Below are 21441 nucleotides of genomic sequence, written 5' to 3'. Positions count from 1 at the left end.
ATGGTAAACTTTTAGTAACCCTGCACGTCAGGGAGTTTGGGTGAAATTCGTCGAATAATGCAAAATGCTGTTATAAAATTAAATTATAGGAGTGCTGAAGTGGCCAAAGTTAAAACCAAGTTTCAATGTACGGAATGCGGCTATGAAGCCCCCAAGTGGTACGGTAAGTGTCCGGGTTGTCAGTCATGGAATTCAATGGTGGAAGAAACAGAGACGGTGGTCAAAACACAAGGGAGAAATTCTCCTCTGTTTGACAGTAAAGATAAACCGCTTCCTATCATAGATATAGATAGCGGTCAGGAACCGCGTGTACAGACTGGAATCGGAGAGTTGAACCGGGTATTGGGTGGCGGAATCGTTCCGGGTTCACTCGTTCTGGTGGGCGGAGATCCGGGTATTGGTAAATCAACGTTGATGTTGCAGACGTCCCATGCTCTGACGCATTCGGGTTTGCGTGTGTTATATGTTTCCGGTGAGGAATCAGTCAAGCAAACCAAATTGCGGGCAGACCGTCTCGGGGCACTCTCTGCCGAGTTGTATGTACTGTGTGAAACCAATATGGAACGTGTAGAGGAAGCGGTGGATCAGATCCAGCCGCATTTTCTGGTCATCGACTCCATTCAGACGGTATATCTTCCCGAAGTTACCAGTGCGCCTGGTAGTGTTGCACAGGTAAGGGAATGTACGTCAAGGTTCATGCGGATTGCCAAAGGCAGAGGCATTGCAACGGTTCTTGTGGGGCATGTTACCAAAGAAGGTGCCATTGCCGGTCCACGTATGTTAGAACATATGGTGGATTGCGTGCTTTATTTTGAAGGAGAACGGCATCATACGTATCGCCTGCTGCGTGCGGTGAAGAACCGTTTTGGTTCCACCAATGAGATTGGTATTTTTGAAATGGGCGAGGATGGACTTCGTGAGGTGGGCAATCCGTCCGAACTCTTTTTGTCGGAACGTCCATTGGGTGTAGCAGGTTCAACGGTAGTTGCCAGTATGGAGGGTACACGCCCTCTGCTCGTGGAATTACAGGCGTTGATCTCGACGACCCATTTTCCTTCTCCTCGCCGTATGGCAACAGGGGTAGATCTGCATCGATTAAATCTGATCATTGCAGTGCTGGAGAAACGGATGGGCATGTTTTTACAGACCCAGGATGCGTATCTGAACGTGGCTGGTGGAGTACGATTGGATGAGCCCGCTGTAGACTTGGCGGTTGCCGTCAGCATTGCATCCAGTTTGAGAGATGTACCGACCAAGCCGGATGACGTCATCTTTGGCGAGATCGGTCTGACAGGTGAAGTTCGAGCCGTATCACGGGCCGAACAACGAGTGAAGGAAGCCGCAAAGCTGGGCTTCAAACGAGTCATTTTACCAGAAAAAAGCTTAAAGGGCTGGAAACATCCTCGCGGGATACAACTGATCGGTGTGAATACCGTGGCAGATGCACTAGCGGTTGCTTTAGATTAGGGGGCATAACAAGATGAAAGATATGAGCCAACTGGATAATATGAATGAGTTGTTAAGGCTGATCGCACCAGGTACACCTTTCCGCGAAGGTCTGGAAAATGTGCTGCGCGCCAAGACGGGCGCACTGCTTGTTGTAGGATACAGCCCTGAAGTAATGGAAGTGGTGGATGGGGGATTCTCAATTAACTGTGATTTCTCCCCGAACTATCTGTACGAACTCGCCAAGATGGATGGAGCCATTATTCTTAGCGAGGATTTGAAGCGTATTCTTTACGCCAATACCCAGTTAATCCCGGATTCATCTATCTCTTCATCAGAGACGGGGATTCGTCACCGGACGGCAGAGCGTGTAGCAAAGCAAACGGGTAAATTGGTCGTATCCATATCACAGCGCCGGAATATCATTACCTTGTATCAGGGAACACTTCGTTATTCCCTCAAGGAAATCGGGGTTATTTTGACCAAAGCGAATCAAGCGATTCAAACCCTGGAGAAATACAAAGCGGTATTAACACAGTCCCTTACGAATCTGAGTGCTTCGGAATTTGAGGAATTAGTAACGATTCCTGAAGTGGTTAATGTGATTCAGCGTACCGAAATGGTGATGCGGATCAAAACGGAAATCCAACGGTACATTCATGAACTCGGGAATGAGGGACGACTCATTTCCATGCAAATGGAAGAACTTGTGGGTACAACGGAAGAAGAAGCCTGGTTATTGTATAAAGACTATGCCCGTGACGACAGTGATGACAAAATCCGTGAAATTATCGTGGGACTGAAAAGATTGTCGGACGATGAGTTGCTGGATGCACATCATATTGTCCGTCTGCTCGGCTATCCTTCATCAGCGGCTACTTCAGAGGATTCGGTTGCCCCTCGTGGATTCCGGGTATTAAATAAGATCCCCCGCCTGCCCAATGTCATTATCCATAATCTGGTGGATCAATTCGAACAATTGCCTCATGTTATTATGGCTACAATTGAAGAACTGGACGAAGTGGACGGTATTGGTGAAGTTCGTGCCCGGACCATTAAGGAAGGCCTCAAACGTTTGCAGGAGCAAATGTTTATCGACAGACAGATGTAAGGGTTTGCCTATATAAAGGCTTGAAATGGATGAGGTGAAACAACGATGCTAACCAGATTCATTCCGAATCTCTTTACCCTGGGTAATCTGTTTCTTGGAATGATGGCAATTTTGCTTGCGATTGATGGAAATTACAGTTTGGCTGCCATTATGGTCATTGTAGCGATGCTACTGGATGGTCTGGATGGCCGAGTGGCACGTGCACTTAATGCTCAAAGTGAATTCGGTAAGGAACTGGATTCCTTGTCTGACATGGTTTCCTTTGGTGCAGCACCAGCCCTGATCATATTTATGGTGTCGTTTCAAGATTCAATGCCGATCCTCGCCTGGATCGCAACAGCGGCTTTTCCGATCTGTGGAGCCATTCGTCTTGCACGGTTTAACGTTCGTCCGGGTATTCCCGGATACTTCACAGGTCTGCCGATACCGGCAGCCGGCGGGGTACTGGCCACACTGTCCTTGTTCAATAAGGATATTGGCCCAGTTAGCATGATGATTGCTACATTGCTGTTATCGTATCTGATGGTGAGTTCGCTTAAATATCCCAATTTCAAAAAGGTCGGGTTGCCACGCAAGGCAATCTGGATTGCACCATGGGTTGTGTTATTTGCCATAGCCGTAGCCGTTATTTTCCCAGAGCAGTTATCCAAATTGATCTTTATTCCGCTGGTGTTATACGCCTTGTATGGAATGAAGCATAATGTGCGAACAGCGGCCTCGCGTAGTCGGGCGAAAAAGCGCAAGGATGAGAAATCCTCCCGTCCTTCCGATCGTTAAGTCGCCTTGGGGACAACACTATACAAAGAAAGCACGTACTCTCCTGAACTGGAGAATGCGTGCTTTTTGTTTATTCAGATCTATTTACGGTAAAAGAAACCCTTACGGACGACATACATATCTTCTTACGACAGATTAAACATCCCTAACGTTGAACACTTCTGTGATTCGTGATTTACGACCTCTTCCATGTTAATGTCCAGCAGATTGCAGAGAGCCGACATGTAGAACAGGTTCCGCCCTAGCTCAGAGCTGATGACCTCTCTGCAGTTCTCACACAACTCACCTTCCACATGCGTTTCCAGCAGGCCCTTGGTTTGAGCGATATCGCTCTCCGGGGCATATTTCTGCTTGGTGGCGTGCAGCTCGATGCAGCCGCATTCGGTAATGGCTTTGGACACGGCACGGTTAACAGACGCTCCGGCTTGTCCCGTTTTGGACAGTACATCAATCAGGCTGCGATGACGCAACAACAGTTCAGAAACTTGATCCTGGAAAGCCTGTAAACTTAGCGTACTCATTTTGCCACTCACCTCGGGATATGAATTGAATTCATTATATGCCAATAATTTACCTACTTTCAACTGACGATTGCAACATTTCCAAAAAGTTCTTCCAGATGGGATTAGCAATTCAGGAATTGGATCATACTGGATATAAAGATCAAGATACATTGAAGGAGGTGCAGGGACTAATGTGGAAAAAAGGCATTTTAACTTTTACAGGATTGTGCGGTGCATGGTTCGGCTACACGGCATATCATCTGGCAGGAAAATCGGTCCCATGGATGGCGGAGTGGATTCAGTCAGCAGGATTACTGGGAGCTGGTATATCGACGCTGCTGGGAGCTGTAATGTTTATGGCTGTATGTAATATTGGTGGAACATTGATGGCAGACAGGCTGCATAGTGGAATTGATTCATTGGCAAAAGTACCTATGAACGAATTGGCTGCAGGTGCTACAGGTACCGTTGCAGGATTGCTCGTGGCCTTGCTACTTTACCCTGTTGTGGGATGGATGGGGACGGCAGGAGAGGTGCTGCAAGTGGCGCTGACGGTGATTAGTGCTTATTCCGGTTATACCCTTGCCATGGCGAAGAAAGACGATCTGGGGGCCTTCTGGATGTCTGGACGATGGGGTCATCCCGAGGTGGACGAGGATAGACGGATGGAAGAACATAAAATTCTGGATACCAGTGTTATTATCGATGGGCGTATCGCTGATATATGCAAAACCGGATTTATTGAAGGTACGATCGTAATTCCGGAATTTGTTCTGGAGGAGTTACAGCATATTGCTGATTCATCGGATCTGCTCAAGCGGAATAGAGGACGGCGTGGACTGGACATTTTGAACAAAATCCAGAAGGAACTTGATGTAAAAGTCCTGATTTACGAGGGGGATTTCGAGGAAATCTCCGAGGTGGACAGCAAACTGGTTAAACTGGCTAAAGTGCTTCAGGGCAAAGTGGTCACCAATGACTTTAACCTGAACAAAGTGTGCGAACTCCAAGGTGTATCTGTGTTGAACATTAATGATCTCGCCAATGCGGTTAAGCCGGTTGTTCTGCCAGGTGAGGAGATCATGGTGCAGATCATCAAGGATGGCAAGGAGCATGGTCAAGGTGTAGCCTATCTGGATGATGGCACAATGATCGTTGTGGAGGGCGGACGCGAGTATATCGGCATGATGATGGAAGTGCTGGTGACCAGTGTGTTGCAGACTTCAGCCGGACGAATGATTTTTGCCAAGCCGAAACTGTTGGAAAAAGCCCAATAAAGCGGTATGATGGGTAGTGTATCGTTGAATGATATTGTATATCTTTGGACGATAAACTGACAGACAAGGCAGGGATTGCGGCATGGATAAAGGGTGGGGCGTTGTCATTGTGGCAGCAGGTCGCGGAACCCGGATGGGGACGACCGAGAGCAAACAGTTTCTGTTGCTGCAGGACAAGCCCGTTTTCATACATACGCTTGAGGTATTTGCTGTGCTGGACGAGATCCGCGAGATGGTGCTGGTCACAGGAACCGCAGATGTTGAACGCTGCCAGGATTGGGTAAAAGAATACCAATTGGCTTCACGTGTCCGTGTTATCCCCGGAGGGAAAGAGAGACAACATTCTGTCCATAAAGGCCTTGAGGCACTTGGGACGGATTGGGTTCTCGTTCACGACGGGGTACGTCCTTTTGTGAACCATGAGCAGATCAAGGGATGCATGGCGGCCGCCATAGCCGGTGGTGGAGCAGCTGTACTGGCGGTTCCCGTGAAGGATACGATCAAACAAGTGAATGCGGAAGGTGTCGTTACGGCGACGCCAGACCGCAGCAGTCTGTGGAGCATTCAAACCCCGCAGGCTTTTCGTCTTTCTTCCCTGCTCTCCGCCTACGAATCAGCCGAGCAGGACGGATTTCTGGGGACAGATGATGCTATGCTGGCTGAACGTCAGGGAATGTCGGTCAAGGTTGTGGAAGGCAATTATACCAATATCAAATTAACAACGCCGGAAGATTTGCAATATGCTGCGTTTTTGCTGGGGGGAGAGAAGAAGCGATGATACGTGTAGGACAGGGATTTGATGTACATCAGCTGGTAGAGGGACGCCCGTGTATTATTGGCGGAGTAACGATTCCTTATGAAAAAGGACTGCTGGGTCACTCGGACGCAGACGTGCTGTTGCACGCCATTAGTGATGCCATTTTGGGTGCGCTGGCACTTGGGGATATTGGCAAACACTTCCCGGATACCGATCCGGAATTCAAAGATGCGGACAGTCTGAAATTGCTGGAGCATGTATGGCAGCTTGTGAAGGATCGCGGGTATAAGCTAGGGAATATCGATTCAACGATTATTGCCCAGAAGCCAAAGATGGCTCCTTATATCCCACAGATGGCTGAGGTTATTGCCAAGGCACTGGAAGCGGATGTAACGCAGGTGAACGTGAAAGCAACAACGACAGAGCAACTGGGATTCCCGGGACGGGGAGAGGGCATTGCCGCTCAATCCGTTGTTTGCCTTGTACGTGTGTGATATCATCAATCAATTAGTGACGGAGGGGATCATATGAGCACGGATATTCGTGTGCGTTACGCGCCGAGCCCAACGGGACACCTGCATATCGGGAATGCCCGTACGGCGTTGTTTAACTATTTATATGCCAAACATAATAACGGTAAATTCATTATTCGTATTGAAGATACGGACGTGAAACGGAATATTGCCGGTGGTGAAGAAAGCCAACTGAAATACCTGAAATGGCTCGGAATTGAGTGGGACGAAAGTATTGACGTGGGCGGAGAATACGGACCATACCGTCAAACGGAACGTCTGGACCTCTATCGTAAATATACGCAGGAATTGCTGGATAAAGGTCTGGCTTACCGTTGCTTCTGCACGGAAGAAGAGTTGGAGCAAGAGCGCGAGGAACAGTTCGCACGTGGAGAAACACCGCGTTATTCTGGCAAACACCGTGACCTGACTCCAGAGCAAATTAGTGCGTTTGAAGCGGAAGGTCGCGTAGCGAGTATTCGTTTCCGTGTGCCGGAAGAGCGCACATATACGTTTGATGATATGGTTAAAGGCACAATCTCGTTCAACAGCAAGGAATCCGGTGACTTCGTCATTGTGAAAAAAGACGGCATTCCCACATACAACTATGCCGTTGCTGTGGATGATCACTTGATGAAGATCTCCCACGTCCTGCGTGGGGAAGATCACATCTCGAACACGCCGCGTCAACTGATGATCTATGAAGCGCTTGGCTGGGAGCCACCGCAATTCGGTCATATGACGTTGATCGTGAATGAAAATCACAAGAAGCTGAGTAAACGGGATGAGTCCGTTATCCAGTTTATTGAGCAGTATGATCAGCTCGGCTATTTGCCTGAAGCAATGTTTAACTTTATTTCCTTACTCGGCTGGTCGCCGGAAGGGGAAGAAGAGATCTTCTCGCAAGAGCAACTGATCTCCATTTTTGATACGAAACGTCTGTCCAAGAGCCCTGCGGTATTTGATACCCACAAGCTGGCGCACTTGAACAACCACTATATCAAACATGCTGACCCGGAACGTATTGCCGAAATGGCCATTCCGCATCTGCAAAAGGCTGGACGTATTTCTTCCGAGCTGTCTGCTGAACAAAAAGAATGGGCTTATACTCTGGTACACCTGTACCAAGAGCAGATGAATTCTGCCTCCGATATTGTCGAATTGTCGGAAGTATTCTTCCGTTCCAATCTGGAGCTTGAAAGTGAAGGAGAAGCAGTGCTTGCGGAGGAGCAGGTGCCAACTGTACTGAAGGCATTTGCGGATAAAGTACAGGCGAGCGAAGAGTTTACTCCAAGCAAAATGGCTGCATTGATCAAGGAAGTACAGAAAGAAACCGGCTTTAAGGGCAAACAGCTCTTTATGCCAATTCGTGTAGCCTTGACTGGACAGACGCATGGACGGGATCTGAACCAAACGATCGTGCTTCTGGGTCGTGATACGGTGATCGAACGTTTGCTTGCACAAGTAAAATAATCTTAGTCGAAGACATTCCGTTTATTTGGAATCTGAACACAGTCCTACAATGGATAGATTACGTAGGAGGCTGTTGTCAGTCTGAGGCCTTTTCGCTATAATAACAACACAACGAATAATTGATATGATTTATCTAATAGAACAGCAAAGATCGGGAGGAGTAGACTGACCCGGACAGATTCAGAGAGGATGGTCCCGTAGCAAAGAGAGATTTCTTTGGATGCGGTGGCTGTGAACCATCCACTGTCCATCAGTCGAAATGCGCCCGTGAGCTGCACAGCCGAATCCAGCCCCGCCTTTGTCGATCATGACATGGGAAAACGTTAGGATAGGTTGTGACGATTGGTTTCCGTTACCAAACCGCTTGAGGGCTCATTCTATTTAAGAATGGACCGAGCAGAGTGGGACCGCGATAAACGCCTCTGCAGCTAAATGCTGCAGGGGCGTTTTTTTGTTTAGGCGAGTGTGCAGTACACTACCAAGGAACGCGCCGTCCGGTAAGCCGGAGGACGGGAACCTGAACAAGAGGGGAACGAGCATGTTCAAGAAGATCAGATCAGATATCCAGGCGGTGTTTGAAAACGATCCGGCGGCCCGAGGTTGGTTTGAGGTGGTATTCACCTACTCAGGGCTGCATGCGATATGGGCACACCGGATCGCTCATTTTTTATACAAGCGAAGATGGTTCTCGGTTGCCCGGTTCATTTCGCAGGTTAGCCGTTTTATGACAGGAATCGAGATACATCCTGGAGCTACGATCGGAAATCGGTTGTTTATTGACCACGGAATGGGCGTCGTTATTGGAGAAACATGTGAGATTGGCGATGATGTCGTTATCTATCAGGGGGTTACCCTGGGCGGAACAGGGAAAGAAAAAGGGAAGAGACATCCGACCATTGGTAATAATGTGGTTATCTCATCCGGAGCCAAGGTGTTGGGTTCATTTAGCGTGGGAGATCAATGTAACATTGGTGCGAACTCCGTTGTGCTTAAGGAGGTCCCTTCCAATAGTACCGTAGTAGGTATACCGGGCAGAATTGTTAAACAGGATGGCCGACGGGTAGATCGCCTCAGTCAGCAATTGCCCGATCCGGTCGTTGACTCCTTGCGCGGTATGCAAAAAGAACTCGAACGATTGCAGGAAGAAGTACGTACACTGCAAAATGCCCGTGAAAATGAGACTGTGCGTGATACGTGATACAATAAATAAAGGCAGTATAGGATGAAAGGATAAGTGACCATGACGCTTCAGATTTATAATACGATGAGTCGTACCAAAGAGAAATTTGTTCCCCAAGAGCCAGGGAAAGTGAAAATGTATGTCTGCGGACCAACGGTATATGACTACATTCATATCGGGAATGCACGCCCGGTTATCTTTTTCGACACGGTTCGTGGATACCTGGAACAGACAGGACATGATGTGAACTATGTGGTGAACTTCACGGATGTGGACGATAAGTTGATTCGCAAAGCAGAACAACTTGGAACAGACGTTCCTCACGTGGCTGAGAAATTTATAGCTGCCTATTATGAAGACATTGAGGGATTGGGTATTCCCAAGGCAAGCAGCAATCCGAGAGTAACGGAAAACATGCCGCTGATCATTGATTTTATCCGTGAGCTGGTTGAAAAAGGATTTGCGTATGAAAATGGCGGTGACGTCTATTATCGCACAGGCAAATTCAGCGAATATGGCAAACTTTCGAAACAAAACCTGCAGGAGCTGCAATTTGGAATCCGTGTGGGTGTGGACGAGCGCAAAGAGCATCCCGAAGATTTTGTGCTCTGGAAGGCTGCCAAACCAGGTGAGATCTATTGGTCCAGTCCTTGGGGCGATGGTCGACCAGGCTGGCATATTGAGTGCTCCGCCATGGCTAGGGAGTACCTTGGGGATACACTGGACATTCACGGGGGTGGACAGGATTTGCAGTTCCCGCACCATGAGTGCGAATGCGCCCAATCCGAGGTATTAACAGGTAAACCACTTGCGAACTACTGGATGCATAATGGATTCATCCGGATTGATAACGAGAAGATGTCGAAATCACTCGGTAATGGTGTTCTGGTTAAAGACTTGCGGAATCAATATAAACGCGAAGCGATTCGTTATTTCATGTTATCTACCCACTATCGCAATCCATTGAACTTCACGGAGGATACGATGGAGCAGGCACAGAACAGTGTGGACCGGATTGCAAATGCGGTAGGTAACCTGAACCATCGTCTGAATGCAGTAACTGTTGATCAGGACATCACAGCAGAGTTTGCGGCAAGACTCGACCAAATTCGTCAGCAGTATCACGAGAAGATGCAGGATGATTTCAATACTCCTGATGCAATTACTGCGATGTTTGAGTGGGCAGGGGAAGCCAACCAACTGTTGCAGCAAGAAGTAGCTAATGCGGCAGACATTCGCGCACTCCTCGAGTTGTTCAGTGAGTTGAATGCTGTACTGCGCATTTATACTGACGCAGAGCCAGGACTTCTGGATGAGGAAGTAGAACGTCTGATTGAAGAGCGTGTAGAAGCGCGCAAGTCCAAAAACTGGGCAAGAGCGGATGAAATTCGCGATGAATTGTCTGCACGTGGCATTCTGCTTGAAGATACGGCGCAGGGCATGAGATGGCGGCGCAAATGAGCGAAGGACATCCAAATACACCAAAACAACAGGACCAGGTCACAGAGGGAGGGTGGTTCCCTTATCCTCCTTCCAGACCTGCGAGGTTGATTCCACCTATTGCACTGGCCTATATTGGTGATGCGGTATATGAGGTAGCTGTTCGTCAATATCTGTTGTCGAAGGCAAACATGCGTCCCAATCATTTGCACCGTAGTGCAACCGGGTTGGTATCAGCGAAGGCACAGAGCCGCATACTTACAACGATTGAGGATGAACTGACAGAGGAAGAACGGGATATCGTCCGGCAAGGGCGGAATGCCAAGTCGGGTAGTGTACCCAAAAATGCAGATGTATTGGAGTACAGACATGCTACGGCTTTTGAATGTCTCATTGGTTACCTCTATAGCAGTGGTCATCATGATCGCATGATTGAACTGATCGGGCTTGGCATTGAGCACGCGGAACAACAATCGCCATCGCCGACAAAAAAATAGAAATTTCAACAAAACAATGCATTACAGAGAGGATCGAACAACGATGGAAGAAGAATGGATCGCCGGTAAACACTCCGTGACGGAGGCGCTGCGTTCAGGCCGGACCATTAATAAAATATGGATTGCCGATACAGCACAGAAACATCTGACTCAACCTATTATCTCTGAAGCTAAAAAACTAGGTATTGTCATTCAACACGTGGACAAGCGTAAGCTGGATCAAACGGTACCAGGCATTCAGCATCAGGGGGTAGTTGCTCAAGCAGCACCTTACGCTTATGTGGAGGTAGAAGACATTCTTGCCGCAGCAAAAGCGAAGAATGAGCATCCTTTCCTGATTCTGCTGGATGAGATTGAAGATCCTCATAACCTGGGGTCCATTTTGCGGACAGCAGATTGCACGGGTGCGCATGGCGTCATTGTACCGAAACGTCGCTCGGCAGCGGTAACCGTGACCGTATCCAAAACATCAGCAGGCGCTGTGGAGTACGTGCCAGTGGCTCGTGTAAGTAATCTTGGTCAGACCATCGATCGCCTCAAAGAGGAAGGTGTATGGGTTGTAGGGACAGATGTCACCGCTCACGAAGGTGTCTTTGGTAATGGAGTCTTTACTGGCCCTGTGGCATTGGTAATCGGAAATGAGAACAAGGGAATGGGACGACTTATTCGTGAGAAATGCGATGTGCTTATCAAACTACCAATGCAAGGTCAGATTAATTCCCTGAATGCTTCCGTGGCAGCGGGGGTTGTCATGTACGAAGTGCTCCGCTCGCGTCAAGCGCAGGAATAGAAGGTATGGCTGATTCCCGTGATGTGCTTCTTGTAGACGGGTACAACATGATTGGCGACTGGCCGGAATTAACCAAACTGGCGGAAAGTGGGCTCGAAGAGGCACGTAACAGGCTTCTCTTTCGTCTTGCAGACTACCAGGCTTTCTCCGGCCGTCGAGTCATTGTTGTGTTTGACGCCTACCTCGTGCCTGGACTCGGTAAATCCTTTACTCAGAGCAAAGTGCAGATCTATTTTACAAAGGAAAAAGAGACGGCAGACGAATGCATTGAAAGACTCGTTCGGGAACTAAGCATGCGAAGACGCCAAATCTATGTGGCTACGAGCGATATGGTAGAGCAACATGTTATTTTTGGACAGGGAGCGCTACGCGTATCTGCAAGGGAGTTACTAATTGAAGTTGAGCAGAACGAAAAAGAATTAAAAAAACGACTGGAAGAAGATCAGGCGAAGACCACGCGTAACACACTCGGGGGTAAGTTAAGTCCCGATGTATTAAAAGAGTTTGAGCGATGGCGCCGGGAATAACAGCACGTTTTTACAAAATTTAGAATATTGAAACTCTTGACATTTATGTTATTGATGTTCTTTTTTAGGCAGAGCGTGGTTGACGGTGTGAGGTACCATCATATATACTGATCCTATATTTCATAGAGTAGAGTAACGGGGTACCTTGCGTTGCAGCCGGAGGGATTGTCTGTGAGTGTCGACCTCAAAGATATCATGTTATCTAAGTATGATTACCAAAGTGACGAAGACATTGTCGAAGCTTTCCGTGAAGGCGAAAGCGAAGCGTTAGAGTTTCTAATTAACAAATATCGTAACTTTGTACGCGCCAAGGCAAGATCTTATTTTCTGATTGGGGCAGACCGGGAAGATATTATTCAAGAAGGAATGATTGGCCTCTACAAATCCATTCGAGATTTCAAAGGGGACAAACTGGCTTCGTTCAAGGCTTTTGCCGAACTGTGTATTACAAGACAGATCATCACGGCGATTAAGACAGCAACACGTCAGAAGCATATTCCGCTTAATTCTTATGTATCTCTGGACAAGCCTATTTATGACGAAGAGTCTGATCGTACGTTACTCGATGTGATTTGTGGAACCCAGGTCAGTGATCCGGAAGAACTTATCATCAATCAGGAAGAGTTTGTGGGCCTGGAAGATAAAATGTCCGAGATTCTGAGTGATCTGGAACGTAAAGTATTGATGTTGTATCTGGACGGGAGATCTTATCAAGAGATTGCAGTAGATTTGGACAGACATGTGAAGTCCATTGATAATGCACTTCAGCGCGTCAAGCGCAAACTTGAAAAGTACCTGGAAGTTCGAGATAATTAAACACATGTTGTCGTTGACGGAAAAGGCTCGGTGTTTGAGTCTTTTTTTAGTGTCTCAAGTTTATAAAATCTAAGAATGTTTATACTAGTAATCGCTCGGTCCAAGCAGGAGAAGAGAAAAACAGAGATGAGAAACGAATGTACGTTGTACGGAAGTAATACCCAATGAATGAAAGACTATTCTTTCATTGACATGGTTATACCCTTGTGATAAAGTGTTTTAGGTAGGCCTAAATTTATGGCTTTTTTTCAGGATCAATTTAGAGACTCTGCTTGAATGTGGAAGTCTTCGGGAGGTGTACATCATGCGGGTAATTATTACTTTGGCTTGTACTAACTGCAAACAAAGAAATTACACTACGACAAAAAACAAGCGTAATCACCCCGACCGCATGGAGATGAAGAAATTTTGCAAGTTTTGTAACGAGCAGACTTCTCATCGCGAAACCAGATAGTTTTTGGAGGTGTCGGCGTGAAACGAAGTTTCAAATCTCTGATTTCCTTTTTCTCAGAAAGCTGGGCTGAACTTAAAAAAGTTCGCTGGCCTAATCGTAAAGAGCTGACCAACTACACATTGATCGTACTTGGTACTGTTGTGGTTATGACGCTGTTTTTTTGGGTCATTGACATTGGCATCTCCTTTGTGATCGAAGCGATTATTTAAGAAGGGTTCCGGTGGCTTGATATGGAAAAAAGATGGTACGTCGTTCATACCTATTCAGGGTATGAGAACAAGGTCAAAGCCAATTTGGAAAAACGCGTAGAGTCTATGGGCATGGAAGACAAGATATTCCGCGTTCTTGTTCCTATGGAAGAAGAAGTGGTAAACAAGGACGGTAAGAAAAAAACCGTTATGCGTAAAGTTTACCCCGGTTATGTCTTGGTGGAAATGGTACAGACGGATGATTCTTGGTATGTTGTTCGCAACACACCAGGGGTTACAGGATTTGTCGGTTCGACAGGTTCTGGGTCCAAACCAACTGCATTGTTGCCTGAAGAAGTGGAACAAATTCTGAAGCACATGGGAATGGTTGAGCCTAAGCCGAAAATTGAGTTCGATATTAAGGAATCCGTGCGTATTAAAGTCGGTCCTTTTGCGAATTTCGTAGGCTCCGTGGAAGAAATTTTGGTAGAGAAAAGCAAGTTGAAAGTGCACGTGAACATGTTTGGACGGGAAACGCCGCTTGAGTTGGAATACACACAAGTGGAGAAGATCTAGTTTCTTCAAGTTTCTTGTGGGAGGGTTGAAAAACCCGTTAACCACTATTTTGCAAGGAGGTGTCAATCATGGCGAAAAAAGTTATTAAAATGGTAAAACTGCAGATTCCAGCAGGTAAAGCAAACCCAGCACCACCAGTAGGTCCAGCTTTGGGTCAAGCAGGTGTCAACATCATGGCATTCTGTAAAGAATTCAACGCTCGTACAGCTGATCAAGCGGGATTGATTATTCCAGTTGAAATTTCTGTATTCGAGGACCGTTCCTTTACTTTCATCACTAAAACTCCACCAGCAGCAGTTCTGTTGAAAGTGGCAGCTAAAGTTGAAAAAGGATCCGGCGAACCGAACAAGAAAAAAGTTGCTACTGTTAAACGTGATGCGGTACGTCAAATCGCAGAAACAAAAATGCCTGACCTGAATGCAGCAGACGTTGAGTCCGCAATGCGTATGGTCGAAGGTACTGCCCGCAGCATGGGTATCACCATCGAAGACTAATTTTCATAAGAAACATGGCTTCGTAAAACCGGTCGATTCGCGACCGGTTGATGTGGGAGGTATATCCGCTAACACCACAAAGGAGGAATAAAACATGGCTAAACACGGTAAAAAATACCTGGAAGCTGCTAAGCTGATTGACAGCGAAGCAACTTACGAGCCTTCAGAAGCTGTAGAGCTTGTGAAAAAGGCAGCTACTGCAAAATTCGATGAAACAATCGAAGCAGCAGTTCGTTTGGGCGTAGACCCTCGTAAGCAAGACCAGGCTGTACGTGGTGTTGTTGTCTTGCCACACGGCACAGGTAAAACACAACGCGTATTGGTATTTGCAAAAGGTGACAAAGCGAAAGAAGCGGAAGCGGCTGGCGCGGACTATGTTGGTGATGCAGACATGATCAACAAAATCCAACAAGGCTGGTTCGAATTCGACGTCTGCGTAGCGACACCAGATATGATGAGTGAAGTAGGTAAATTGGGCCGACTGCTTGGCGGTAAAGGTCTGATGCCTAACCCTAAAGCCGGAACGGTAACTTTCGATGTAACTAAGGCTGTTCAAGAAATTAAAGCCGGTAAAATCGAATATCGTCTGGATCGTGCAGGTCAAATTCATGCACCGATTGGTAAAGCTTCTTTCTCTTCTGAGCAACTTAATGAGAACTTCAAAGCTCTCATGGAAGCTCTGAATCGTGCTAAACCAGCGGCAGCAAAAGGTGTTTATCTGAAGAATGTTAGTCTTTCTTCCACGATGGGCCCTGGCGCACGCGTGAACGCAGCAGCTTTTAGATAATATCTCTTGACAGGCTTGTCCTGTTTTTGATAAGATATAAAAGTTGTGAGTCCGAGTGACTGACCGTTGACATTTGAATATGCTTGCCGTAGACAGTAGGTGCCATTTGGCTTAATTTCCTGCCGAGGTGTGATTATAGAACTTAGAACGATGCAAATCGATGATGAGTATATATCAAGCCTTCGTGATTCTACGGAGGCTTTTCTTAATGGGATAAATTTGATCAGGAGGTGTACAGATTGGCAAACGCAAAAGTGATTCAAGCAAAACAAGAATCCGTTGATGCAGTAACAGCAAAATTGCGCGAGAGCGTTACAACTGTTGTTGTTGACTATCGCGGATTGAACGTTGCCCAAGTAACTGAGTTGCGTAAGCAACTTCGTGAAGCAGGGATCGAATTCCAAGTGCTGAAAAACTCGTTGCTTCGCCGTGCAGCTGCAGCAGCAGAACTGACAGAACTTGAAAATGTTCTTACAGGTCCTACTGCAATTGCATTCAGCGTAAATGACGTTGTGGCTCCAGCTAAAATTCTGAACGACTTCGCGAAAAAGAACGATGCACTGGAATTGAAAGGTGCAGTCGTAGAAGGTCGCGTAATCGGAGTAGAAGAAGTTAAGGCATTGGCAGAACTGCCATCCCGCGATGGACTCCTCTCCATGCTCCTCAGCGTGCTTCAAGCGCCAGTGCGCAACTTCGCGCTTGCGGTTAAAGCAGTTGCAGAAAAAGAAGAACAAGGCGCGTAAGCAACTTGATCTGAATGCTGCTTAGGCGGCAAACGAATTAAAAAAAATAATATTATATATGGAGGTTCACTCATGAGTAAAGAGCAAATCTTGGAAGCAATCAAAGGCATGACTGTACTGGAATTGAACGATCTTGTTAAAGCAATCGAAGAAGAATTCGGCGTAACTGCTGCAGCTCCAGTAGCTGCTGCAGGTGCAGTAGCTTCTGCTGAAGCTGAGCAATCCGAGTTCGACGTAATCTTGACTAGCGCTGGTGCTTCCAAAATCAACGTTATCAAAGCAGTTCGCGAAATCACAGGTCTTGGCCTGAAAGAAGCAAAAGAATTGGTTGACAACGCTCCAAAAGCATTGAAAGAAAAAGTTGCTAAAGAAGAAGCAGAAGCGGTTAAAGCTAAGCTTGAAGAAGCAGGCGCTTCAGTTGAAGTTAAATAATTTAGCTATTACAAGCTAAATGAACAAAACAACAAACCCCTTGACTTATATCAAGGGGTTTGTTGCTGTAATTGTAAATGGAAAGTGAGTGAGGGCATGTCCAATCATTATTATTCGGACAAACCGCAAGTGGCGCATGATCGCAGAGCAACTGAAGCGGTTCTTCGCGGATTCAGTCTGCGATTCGTGACGGATGCCGGTGTGTTTTCCAAAAACGGAATCGATTATGGCAGCAGAGTATTGATTGATGCGATAGAGTTGCCATCAGGGGCTCATGTTCTCGATGTGGGCTGTGGATACGGGCCAATGGGTCTTACAGCAGCCAAACTTGTACCGGATGGGCATGTCACCATGATCGATATCAACGAGAGAGCCGTTGAACTTTCCAGGGAAAATGCAAAAGCGAACGGAATTAACAATGTTACGGTATTGCAAAGTAATCTACTGTCTGAAGTAAAAAAGCAAGATTTTGACGTTATCCTAACCAACCCGCCTATACGGGCTGGGAAAGAGACGGTTCATACTATTTTCGAACAGGCACATCGCCATCTGAAGGTAGGCGGTTCGTTGTGGATTGTCATTCAGAAGAAACAAGGAGCACCGTCAGCGAAAGCGAAATTGGAATCTTTGTTTGGAAGAGTGGAAGAAGTGACGAAGGATAAAGGCTATCGGATTTTCAAAGCGGTGAAATCGGAAGAGGTATCTACTAAAAGCTGAATCCGAGTTTGTAAAGTAAGCAGGGGATCATTTTTTTTGCAATAGGACTATTGACTTGAAATTCAGGTCGTGGTATAGTTGTAAAATGTCAGTATTAAGATGCCCTACTTGGCTTTAGCTAACTAAAAATGTCAACCTTTTTTTACGCCGAACGGGCTTATTATGCCTACGTTTGGCGTATAATATGTACATTTTGGGCAAACTGGGGATAAGAATGATTTGGAAAGACATCCGCCGATCAAAGTTGCTCTTTTTTCGAACGACATTTCGAGTAAGGGCTTTTCTTTATTTGTGGATGCATTGCTTTGCTCTGTATGTGTACCATTATAAGGTTACAAACAGAGGTTCGCAACGAAATTTTTAAAGTGAGTAGACATTGAGGGGTGAGTTTAAGTTGGCAGGACATCTTGTTCAATATGGTCGACGCACTCGGCGCAGTTATGCACGAATTAACGAGATACTCGAAGTTCCGAACCTGATTGAAATCCAACAAAAATCCTATGATTGGTTTTTGGAGGAAGGGTTGCGCGAAATGTTCCAGGATATCTCGCCGATCCAGGATTTTACAGGTAACTTGATTTTGGAATTTATCGATTACAGTCTCGGTGAACCGAAGTATACAGTAGACGACGCAAAAGAGCGTGACGTTACGTATGCAGCACCGCTTCGGGTCAAAGTCCGGCTCATTAATAAGGAAACCGGCGAAGTCAAAGAGCAGGAAGTATTCATGGGAGATTTCCCGCTGATGACCAACACGGGCACATTTATTATTAATGGTGCGGAACGGGTTATTGTCAGCCAGTTGGTTCGCTCTCCTAGCGTTTACTTCAGTACCAAAGTAGATAAAAACGCCAAAAAAACGTATACCGCTACAGTTATTCCTAACCGCGGCGCTTGGTTGGAACTGGAGATGGACGCGAAGGATGTTGTTTATGTCCGGATCGACCGTACACGTAAAATACCGGTTACGGTTCTCCTGCGTTCACTTGGTTTTGGCACAGATGCTGAGATTCTGGATCTGCTCGGTAATGACGAATATATCCGCAACACACTGGACAAAGACAACACGGATTCCACGGAGAAAGCACTCATTGAGATCTATGAGCGTCTTCGTCCGGGCGAGCCGCCAACGCTGGATAATGCGAAAAGCTTGCTCGTAGCACGTTTCTTTGATCCAAAACGTTATGACCTGGCTAATGTAGGTCGTTACAAAATGAACAAAAAGCTTCACATCAAAAACCGTTTGTTTAACCAGCGTTTGGCTGAATCACTTGTTGACGCTGAAACAGGCGAGATTATTGCTGAAGCAGGTCAAATGGTGGATCGTCGCTTGTTGGATGAAATCATGCCGTATCTGGAGAAGAGCGTTGGTTTCCGCACGTATCACGTGGGTAACGGTGTTCTGGATGCTAATGATGTTCCTATGCAAACGATCGATGTATTTTCACCAACAGAAGATGGTAAAGTAGTCAAACTGATTGCCAATGGAATCATTGACAAGTCCGTTAAAAACGTGACGCCGGCGGATATCATTTCGTCCATCAGTTATTTCCTTAACCTTCTGCAGGGAATTGGTAGCACGGATGATATTGACCATCTGGGCAACCGTCGTTTGCGTTCGGTGGGTGAACTCCTGCAGAATCAGTTCCGTATCGGTTTGTCCCGTATGGAGCGTGTGGTTCGTGAGAGAATGTCCATTCAGGATGCTAACGTAATTACACCACAGGCATTGATCAACATACGTCCTGTTATTGCATCGATTAAAGAGTTCTTTGGTAGCTCTCAGTTGTCACAATTTATGGATCAAACGAACCCGCTGGGTGAGTTGACACATAAACGTCGTTTGTCCGCACTCGGACCCGGTGGTTTGACACGTGAGCGCGCAGGTATGGAAGTGCGTGACGTCCATCCATCCCACTATGGCCGTATGTGTCCAATCGAGACGCCAGAGGGACCAAACATCGGTTTGATCAACTCCTTGTCTACGTTCGCCCGTGTGAATGAATATGGCTTCATTGAAGCTCCATATCGTTGGGTTGATCCGAAGACAGGTATTGTAACCGAGCAAATTGATTACCTGACAGCGGACGAAGAGGACAACTATGTTATCGCGCAAGCGAATGCGAAGCTGAATGAAGATAGTACATTTGAAGAAGAAGCGATCATTGTACGTTATAACAAACAGTCGGATAACATCCTTACGATGCCGAGTGAGCGCGTTGACTACATGGACGTATCTCCTAAGCAAGTTGTATCCGTCGCTACAGCGCTTATTCCGTTCCTTGAGAACGATGACTCCAACCGTGCGCTCATGGGATCGAACATGCAGCGACAGGCGGTTCCACTTTTGATTCCTAAAGCACCACTTGTGGGAACAGGTATGGAACACAAAGCCGCGAAAGATTCCGGTGTATGTATTGTCTCCGATTATGACGGAATTATTGAACGATCTACTGCGAACGAGATTTGGGTCCGTCGTGTTGAAGAAGTGGACGGTCAGGAAGTTAAAGGCGACATCGTTAAATATAAATTACACAAATTTATGCGTTCGAACCAAGGAACATGCATTAACCAACGTCCGATTGTTAAAAGAGGTGCCGCTGTCAAAGCTGGTGATATCCTCGCTGATGGTCCTTCAACGGAAATGGGTGAATTGGCTCTGGGACGTAACGTTGTTGTTGCCTTCATGACTTGGGAAGGTTACAACTACGAGGATGCGATCTTGCTCAGTGAAAAACTCGTTAAGGAAGATGTATACACATCCATCCATATCGAGGAGTATGAGTCAGAAGCACGTGATACCAAGCTTGGACCTGAAGAGATCACACGTGACATCCCTAACGTTGGGGAAGAAGCGTTGCGTAACTTGGATGAGCGCGGTATTATCCGTATCGGTGCTGAGATCAGTGCTGGCGACATTCTGGTTGGTAAAGTAACACCTAAGGGTGTAACAGAGCTGACAGCAGAAGAACGTCTCTTGCATGCGATCTTTGGTGAGAAAGCACGTGAAGTACGTGATACTTCCTTGCGTGTACCACATGGTACTGATGGTATCGTAGTAGACGTGAAAGTATTTACCCGCGAAAACGGTGATGAGCTGCCTCCAGGTGTTAACCAACTCGTTCGTGTATATATCGCTCAAAAACGGAAAATTTCCGAGGGTGATAAAATGGCTGGACGTCACGGTAACAAAGGGGTCGTGGCCCGCATCTTGCCGGAAGAAGATATGCCTTTCCTGCCAGACGGTACACCGGTTCAGATCGTTCTTAACCCACTGGGCGTACCTTCCCGGATGAATATCGGTCAAGTACTCGAGGTTCACTTGGGTATGGCGGCGATGCAACTGGGTATTCACGTAGCAACTCCTGTATTCGACGGAGCGAAGGAGTATGACGTCTTCGATACGATGGAAGAAGCAGGTATGCAACGTAATGGTAAAACTGTCCTGTATGATGGTCGTACAGGTGAAGAGTTTGAACGTGAAGTTACCGTAGGTGTCATGCACATGATCAAACTGGCACACATGGTTGATGATAAAATCCATGCCCGTTCCACGGGTCCTTACTCACTTGTTACGCAACAGCCATTGGGTGGTAAAGCCCAATTTGGTGGACAGCGTTTCGGGGAGATGGAAGTATGGGCGCTTGAGGCATACGGTGCTGCTTATACACTGCAAGAAATCTTGACTGTTAAATCCGATGACGTTGTTGGTCGGGTTAAAACGTATGAATCCATTGTCAAAGGTGAGAATGTTCCGGAACCAGGTGTTCCTGAATCATTCAAAGTATTGATCAAAGAGCTGCAAAGCTTGGGTATGGACGTTAAGATTTTGAGCGAAGATGAGCAAGAGATTGAAATGAGAGAAATGGACGATGAAGATGACGCTGCGAGCGATAAGCTCAGCCTCAACCTTGAGGGTACAGAGGTCGGAGCGGAATAAACCG

The 21441-nt window shown here is 46.7% G+C and carries 23 protein-coding genes and 1 other annotated feature; of the genes, 22 read left to right on the top strand and 1 reads right to left on the bottom strand.

Annotated features, from left to right (window positions below):
* Positions 1 to 99 precede the first annotated feature (99 nt).
* The 3 genes from radA to pssA are packed head-to-tail and all read left to right on the top strand — an operon-like array spanning position 100 to position 3334.
* Positions 100 to 1467, top strand: a complete 1368-nt coding sequence (radA, locus tag MHH25_RS27420) for a DNA repair protein RadA (protein WP_036671578.1) — start codon at positions 100 to 102, stop codon at positions 1465 to 1467.
* A 13-nt stretch (positions 1468 to 1480) separates the two neighbouring features.
* Positions 1481 to 2557, top strand: a complete 1077-nt coding sequence (disA, locus tag MHH25_RS27415; protein ID WP_036607144.1) for a DNA integrity scanning diadenylate cyclase DisA — start codon at positions 1481 to 1483, stop codon at positions 2555 to 2557.
* 45 nt (positions 2558 to 2602) lie between these two features.
* Positions 2603 to 3334 (top strand): CDP-diacylglycerol--serine O-phosphatidyltransferase, encoded by a 732-nt coding sequence (gene pssA, locus MHH25_RS27410; RefSeq protein ID WP_017692048.1) that lies wholly within the window; start codon positions 2603 to 2605, stop codon positions 3332 to 3334.
* A 125-nt stretch (positions 3335 to 3459) separates the two neighbouring features.
* Here pssA and MHH25_RS27405 read toward each other — a convergent pair whose 3' ends face one another.
* Positions 3460 to 3855 (bottom strand): hypothetical protein, encoded by a 396-nt coding sequence (locus tag MHH25_RS27405; protein WP_017692049.1) that lies wholly within the window; start codon positions 3853 to 3855, stop codon positions 3460 to 3462.
* A 173-nt stretch (positions 3856 to 4028) separates the two neighbouring features.
* Here MHH25_RS27405 and MHH25_RS27400 point away from each other — a divergent pair, with 173 nt between their 5' ends.
* The 19 genes from MHH25_RS27400 (at position 4029) to rpoB (ending at position 21437) form a co-directional block, all read left to right on the top strand.
* Positions 4029 to 5114, top strand: a complete 1086-nt coding sequence (locus MHH25_RS27400) for a PIN/TRAM domain-containing protein (protein WP_336765974.1) — start codon at positions 4029 to 4031, stop codon at positions 5112 to 5114.
* 82 nt (positions 5115 to 5196) lie between these two features.
* Positions 5197 to 5892 (top strand): 2-C-methyl-D-erythritol 4-phosphate cytidylyltransferase, encoded by a 696-nt coding sequence (gene ispD / locus MHH25_RS27395; RefSeq protein ID WP_340018598.1) that lies wholly within the window; start codon positions 5197 to 5199, stop codon positions 5890 to 5892.
* Positions 5889 to 6365, top strand: coding sequence for a 2-C-methyl-D-erythritol 2,4-cyclodiphosphate synthase (gene ispF / locus MHH25_RS27390; protein WP_017692052.1), 477 nt, complete (start codon positions 5889 to 5891; stop codon positions 6363 to 6365). The genes ispD and ispF overlap by 4 nt, the downstream gene beginning before the upstream one ends.
* Before the next feature lie 33 nt (positions 6366 to 6398).
* On the top strand, positions 6399 to 7856 hold the full coding sequence (gltX, locus tag MHH25_RS27385; RefSeq protein ID WP_340018597.1) for a glutamate--tRNA ligase: 1458 nt from the start codon (positions 6399 to 6401) through the stop codon (positions 7854 to 7856).
* A gap of 538 nt (positions 7857 to 8394) precedes the next feature.
* The gene (gene cysE, locus MHH25_RS27380) at positions 8395 to 9054 is read left to right on the top strand and encodes a serine O-acetyltransferase (RefSeq protein WP_036607155.1); all 660 of its coding nucleotides are present in this window, start codon (positions 8395 to 8397) and stop codon (positions 9052 to 9054) included.
* A gap of 42 nt (positions 9055 to 9096) precedes the next feature.
* Positions 9097 to 10497 (top strand): cysteine--tRNA ligase, encoded by a 1401-nt coding sequence (gene cysS, locus MHH25_RS27375; RefSeq protein WP_340018596.1) that lies wholly within the window; start codon positions 9097 to 9099, stop codon positions 10495 to 10497.
* Positions 10494 to 10973 (top strand): Mini-ribonuclease 3, encoded by a 480-nt coding sequence (locus tag MHH25_RS27370; RefSeq protein WP_076254727.1) that lies wholly within the window; start codon positions 10494 to 10496, stop codon positions 10971 to 10973. Before cysS ends, MHH25_RS27370 begins: the two co-directional genes overlap by 4 nt.
* 43 nt (positions 10974 to 11016) lie before the next feature.
* The gene (gene rlmB, locus MHH25_RS27365; RefSeq protein ID WP_017692057.1) at positions 11017 to 11763 is read left to right on the top strand and encodes a 23S rRNA (guanosine(2251)-2'-O)-methyltransferase RlmB; all 747 of its coding nucleotides are present in this window, start codon (positions 11017 to 11019) and stop codon (positions 11761 to 11763) included.
* Positions 11764 to 11768: 5 nt separating this feature from the next.
* A complete protein-coding gene (locus MHH25_RS27360) occupies positions 11769 to 12290 on the top strand; it encodes an NYN domain-containing protein (protein WP_036607162.1) in 522 nt (173 codons plus the stop codon).
* Between the two features lie 171 nt (positions 12291 to 12461).
* Positions 12462 to 13106, top strand: a complete 645-nt coding sequence (gene sigH, locus MHH25_RS27355) for an RNA polymerase sporulation sigma factor SigH (protein WP_017692059.1) — start codon at positions 12462 to 12464, stop codon at positions 13104 to 13106.
* Positions 13107 to 13410: 304 nt separating this feature from the next.
* Positions 13411 to 13560 (top strand): 50S ribosomal protein L33, encoded by a 150-nt coding sequence (gene rpmG / locus MHH25_RS27350; protein WP_072735843.1) that lies wholly within the window; start codon positions 13411 to 13413, stop codon positions 13558 to 13560.
* Positions 13561 to 13577: 17 nt separating this feature from the next.
* On the top strand, positions 13578 to 13769 hold the full coding sequence (gene secE, locus MHH25_RS27345) for a preprotein translocase subunit SecE (RefSeq protein WP_017692060.1): 192 nt from the start codon (positions 13578 to 13580) through the stop codon (positions 13767 to 13769).
* Between the two features lie 21 nt (positions 13770 to 13790).
* The gene (nusG, locus tag MHH25_RS27340) at positions 13791 to 14324 is read left to right on the top strand and encodes a transcription termination/antitermination protein NusG (RefSeq protein WP_036607165.1); all 534 of its coding nucleotides are present in this window, start codon (positions 13791 to 13793) and stop codon (positions 14322 to 14324) included.
* A gap of 68 nt (positions 14325 to 14392) precedes the next feature.
* Entirely contained in the window at positions 14393 to 14818 is a 426-nt protein-coding gene (gene rplK / locus MHH25_RS27335) for a 50S ribosomal protein L11 (protein WP_017692062.1), read from the top strand.
* A gap of 94 nt (positions 14819 to 14912) precedes the next feature.
* A complete protein-coding gene (gene rplA / locus MHH25_RS27330; RefSeq protein WP_017692063.1) occupies positions 14913 to 15605 on the top strand; it encodes a 50S ribosomal protein L1 in 693 nt (230 codons plus the stop codon).
* 68 nt (positions 15606 to 15673) lie between these two features.
* Positions 15674 to 15821 (top strand) — a sequence feature (ribosomal protein L10 leader region).
* 23 nt (positions 15822 to 15844) lie between these two features.
* Positions 15845 to 16348, top strand: coding sequence for a 50S ribosomal protein L10 (rplJ, locus tag MHH25_RS27325; RefSeq protein ID WP_036607167.1), 504 nt, complete (start codon positions 15845 to 15847; stop codon positions 16346 to 16348).
* 72 nt (positions 16349 to 16420) lie between these two features.
* The gene (gene rplL, locus MHH25_RS27320; protein ID WP_017692065.1) at positions 16421 to 16780 is read left to right on the top strand and encodes a 50S ribosomal protein L7/L12; all 360 of its coding nucleotides are present in this window, start codon (positions 16421 to 16423) and stop codon (positions 16778 to 16780) included.
* 96 nt (positions 16781 to 16876) lie between these two features.
* Positions 16877 to 17497, top strand: coding sequence for a class I SAM-dependent methyltransferase (locus tag MHH25_RS27315; RefSeq protein ID WP_074096568.1), 621 nt, complete (start codon positions 16877 to 16879; stop codon positions 17495 to 17497).
* A gap of 394 nt (positions 17498 to 17891) precedes the next feature.
* Complete coding sequence (gene rpoB, locus MHH25_RS27310; RefSeq protein ID WP_036671573.1) at positions 17892 to 21437, top strand: DNA-directed RNA polymerase subunit beta; 3546 nt, start codon at positions 17892 to 17894, stop codon at positions 21435 to 21437.
* Positions 21438 to 21441: the final 4 nt, after the last annotated feature.

This window comes from Paenibacillus sp. FSL H3-0457, from assembly GCF_037981725.1.
Classification (GTDB): domain Bacteria; phylum Bacillota; class Bacilli; order Paenibacillales; family Paenibacillaceae; genus Paenibacillus; species Paenibacillus amylolyticus.
This window is presented reverse-complemented; position numbering and strand designations above follow the sequence as displayed.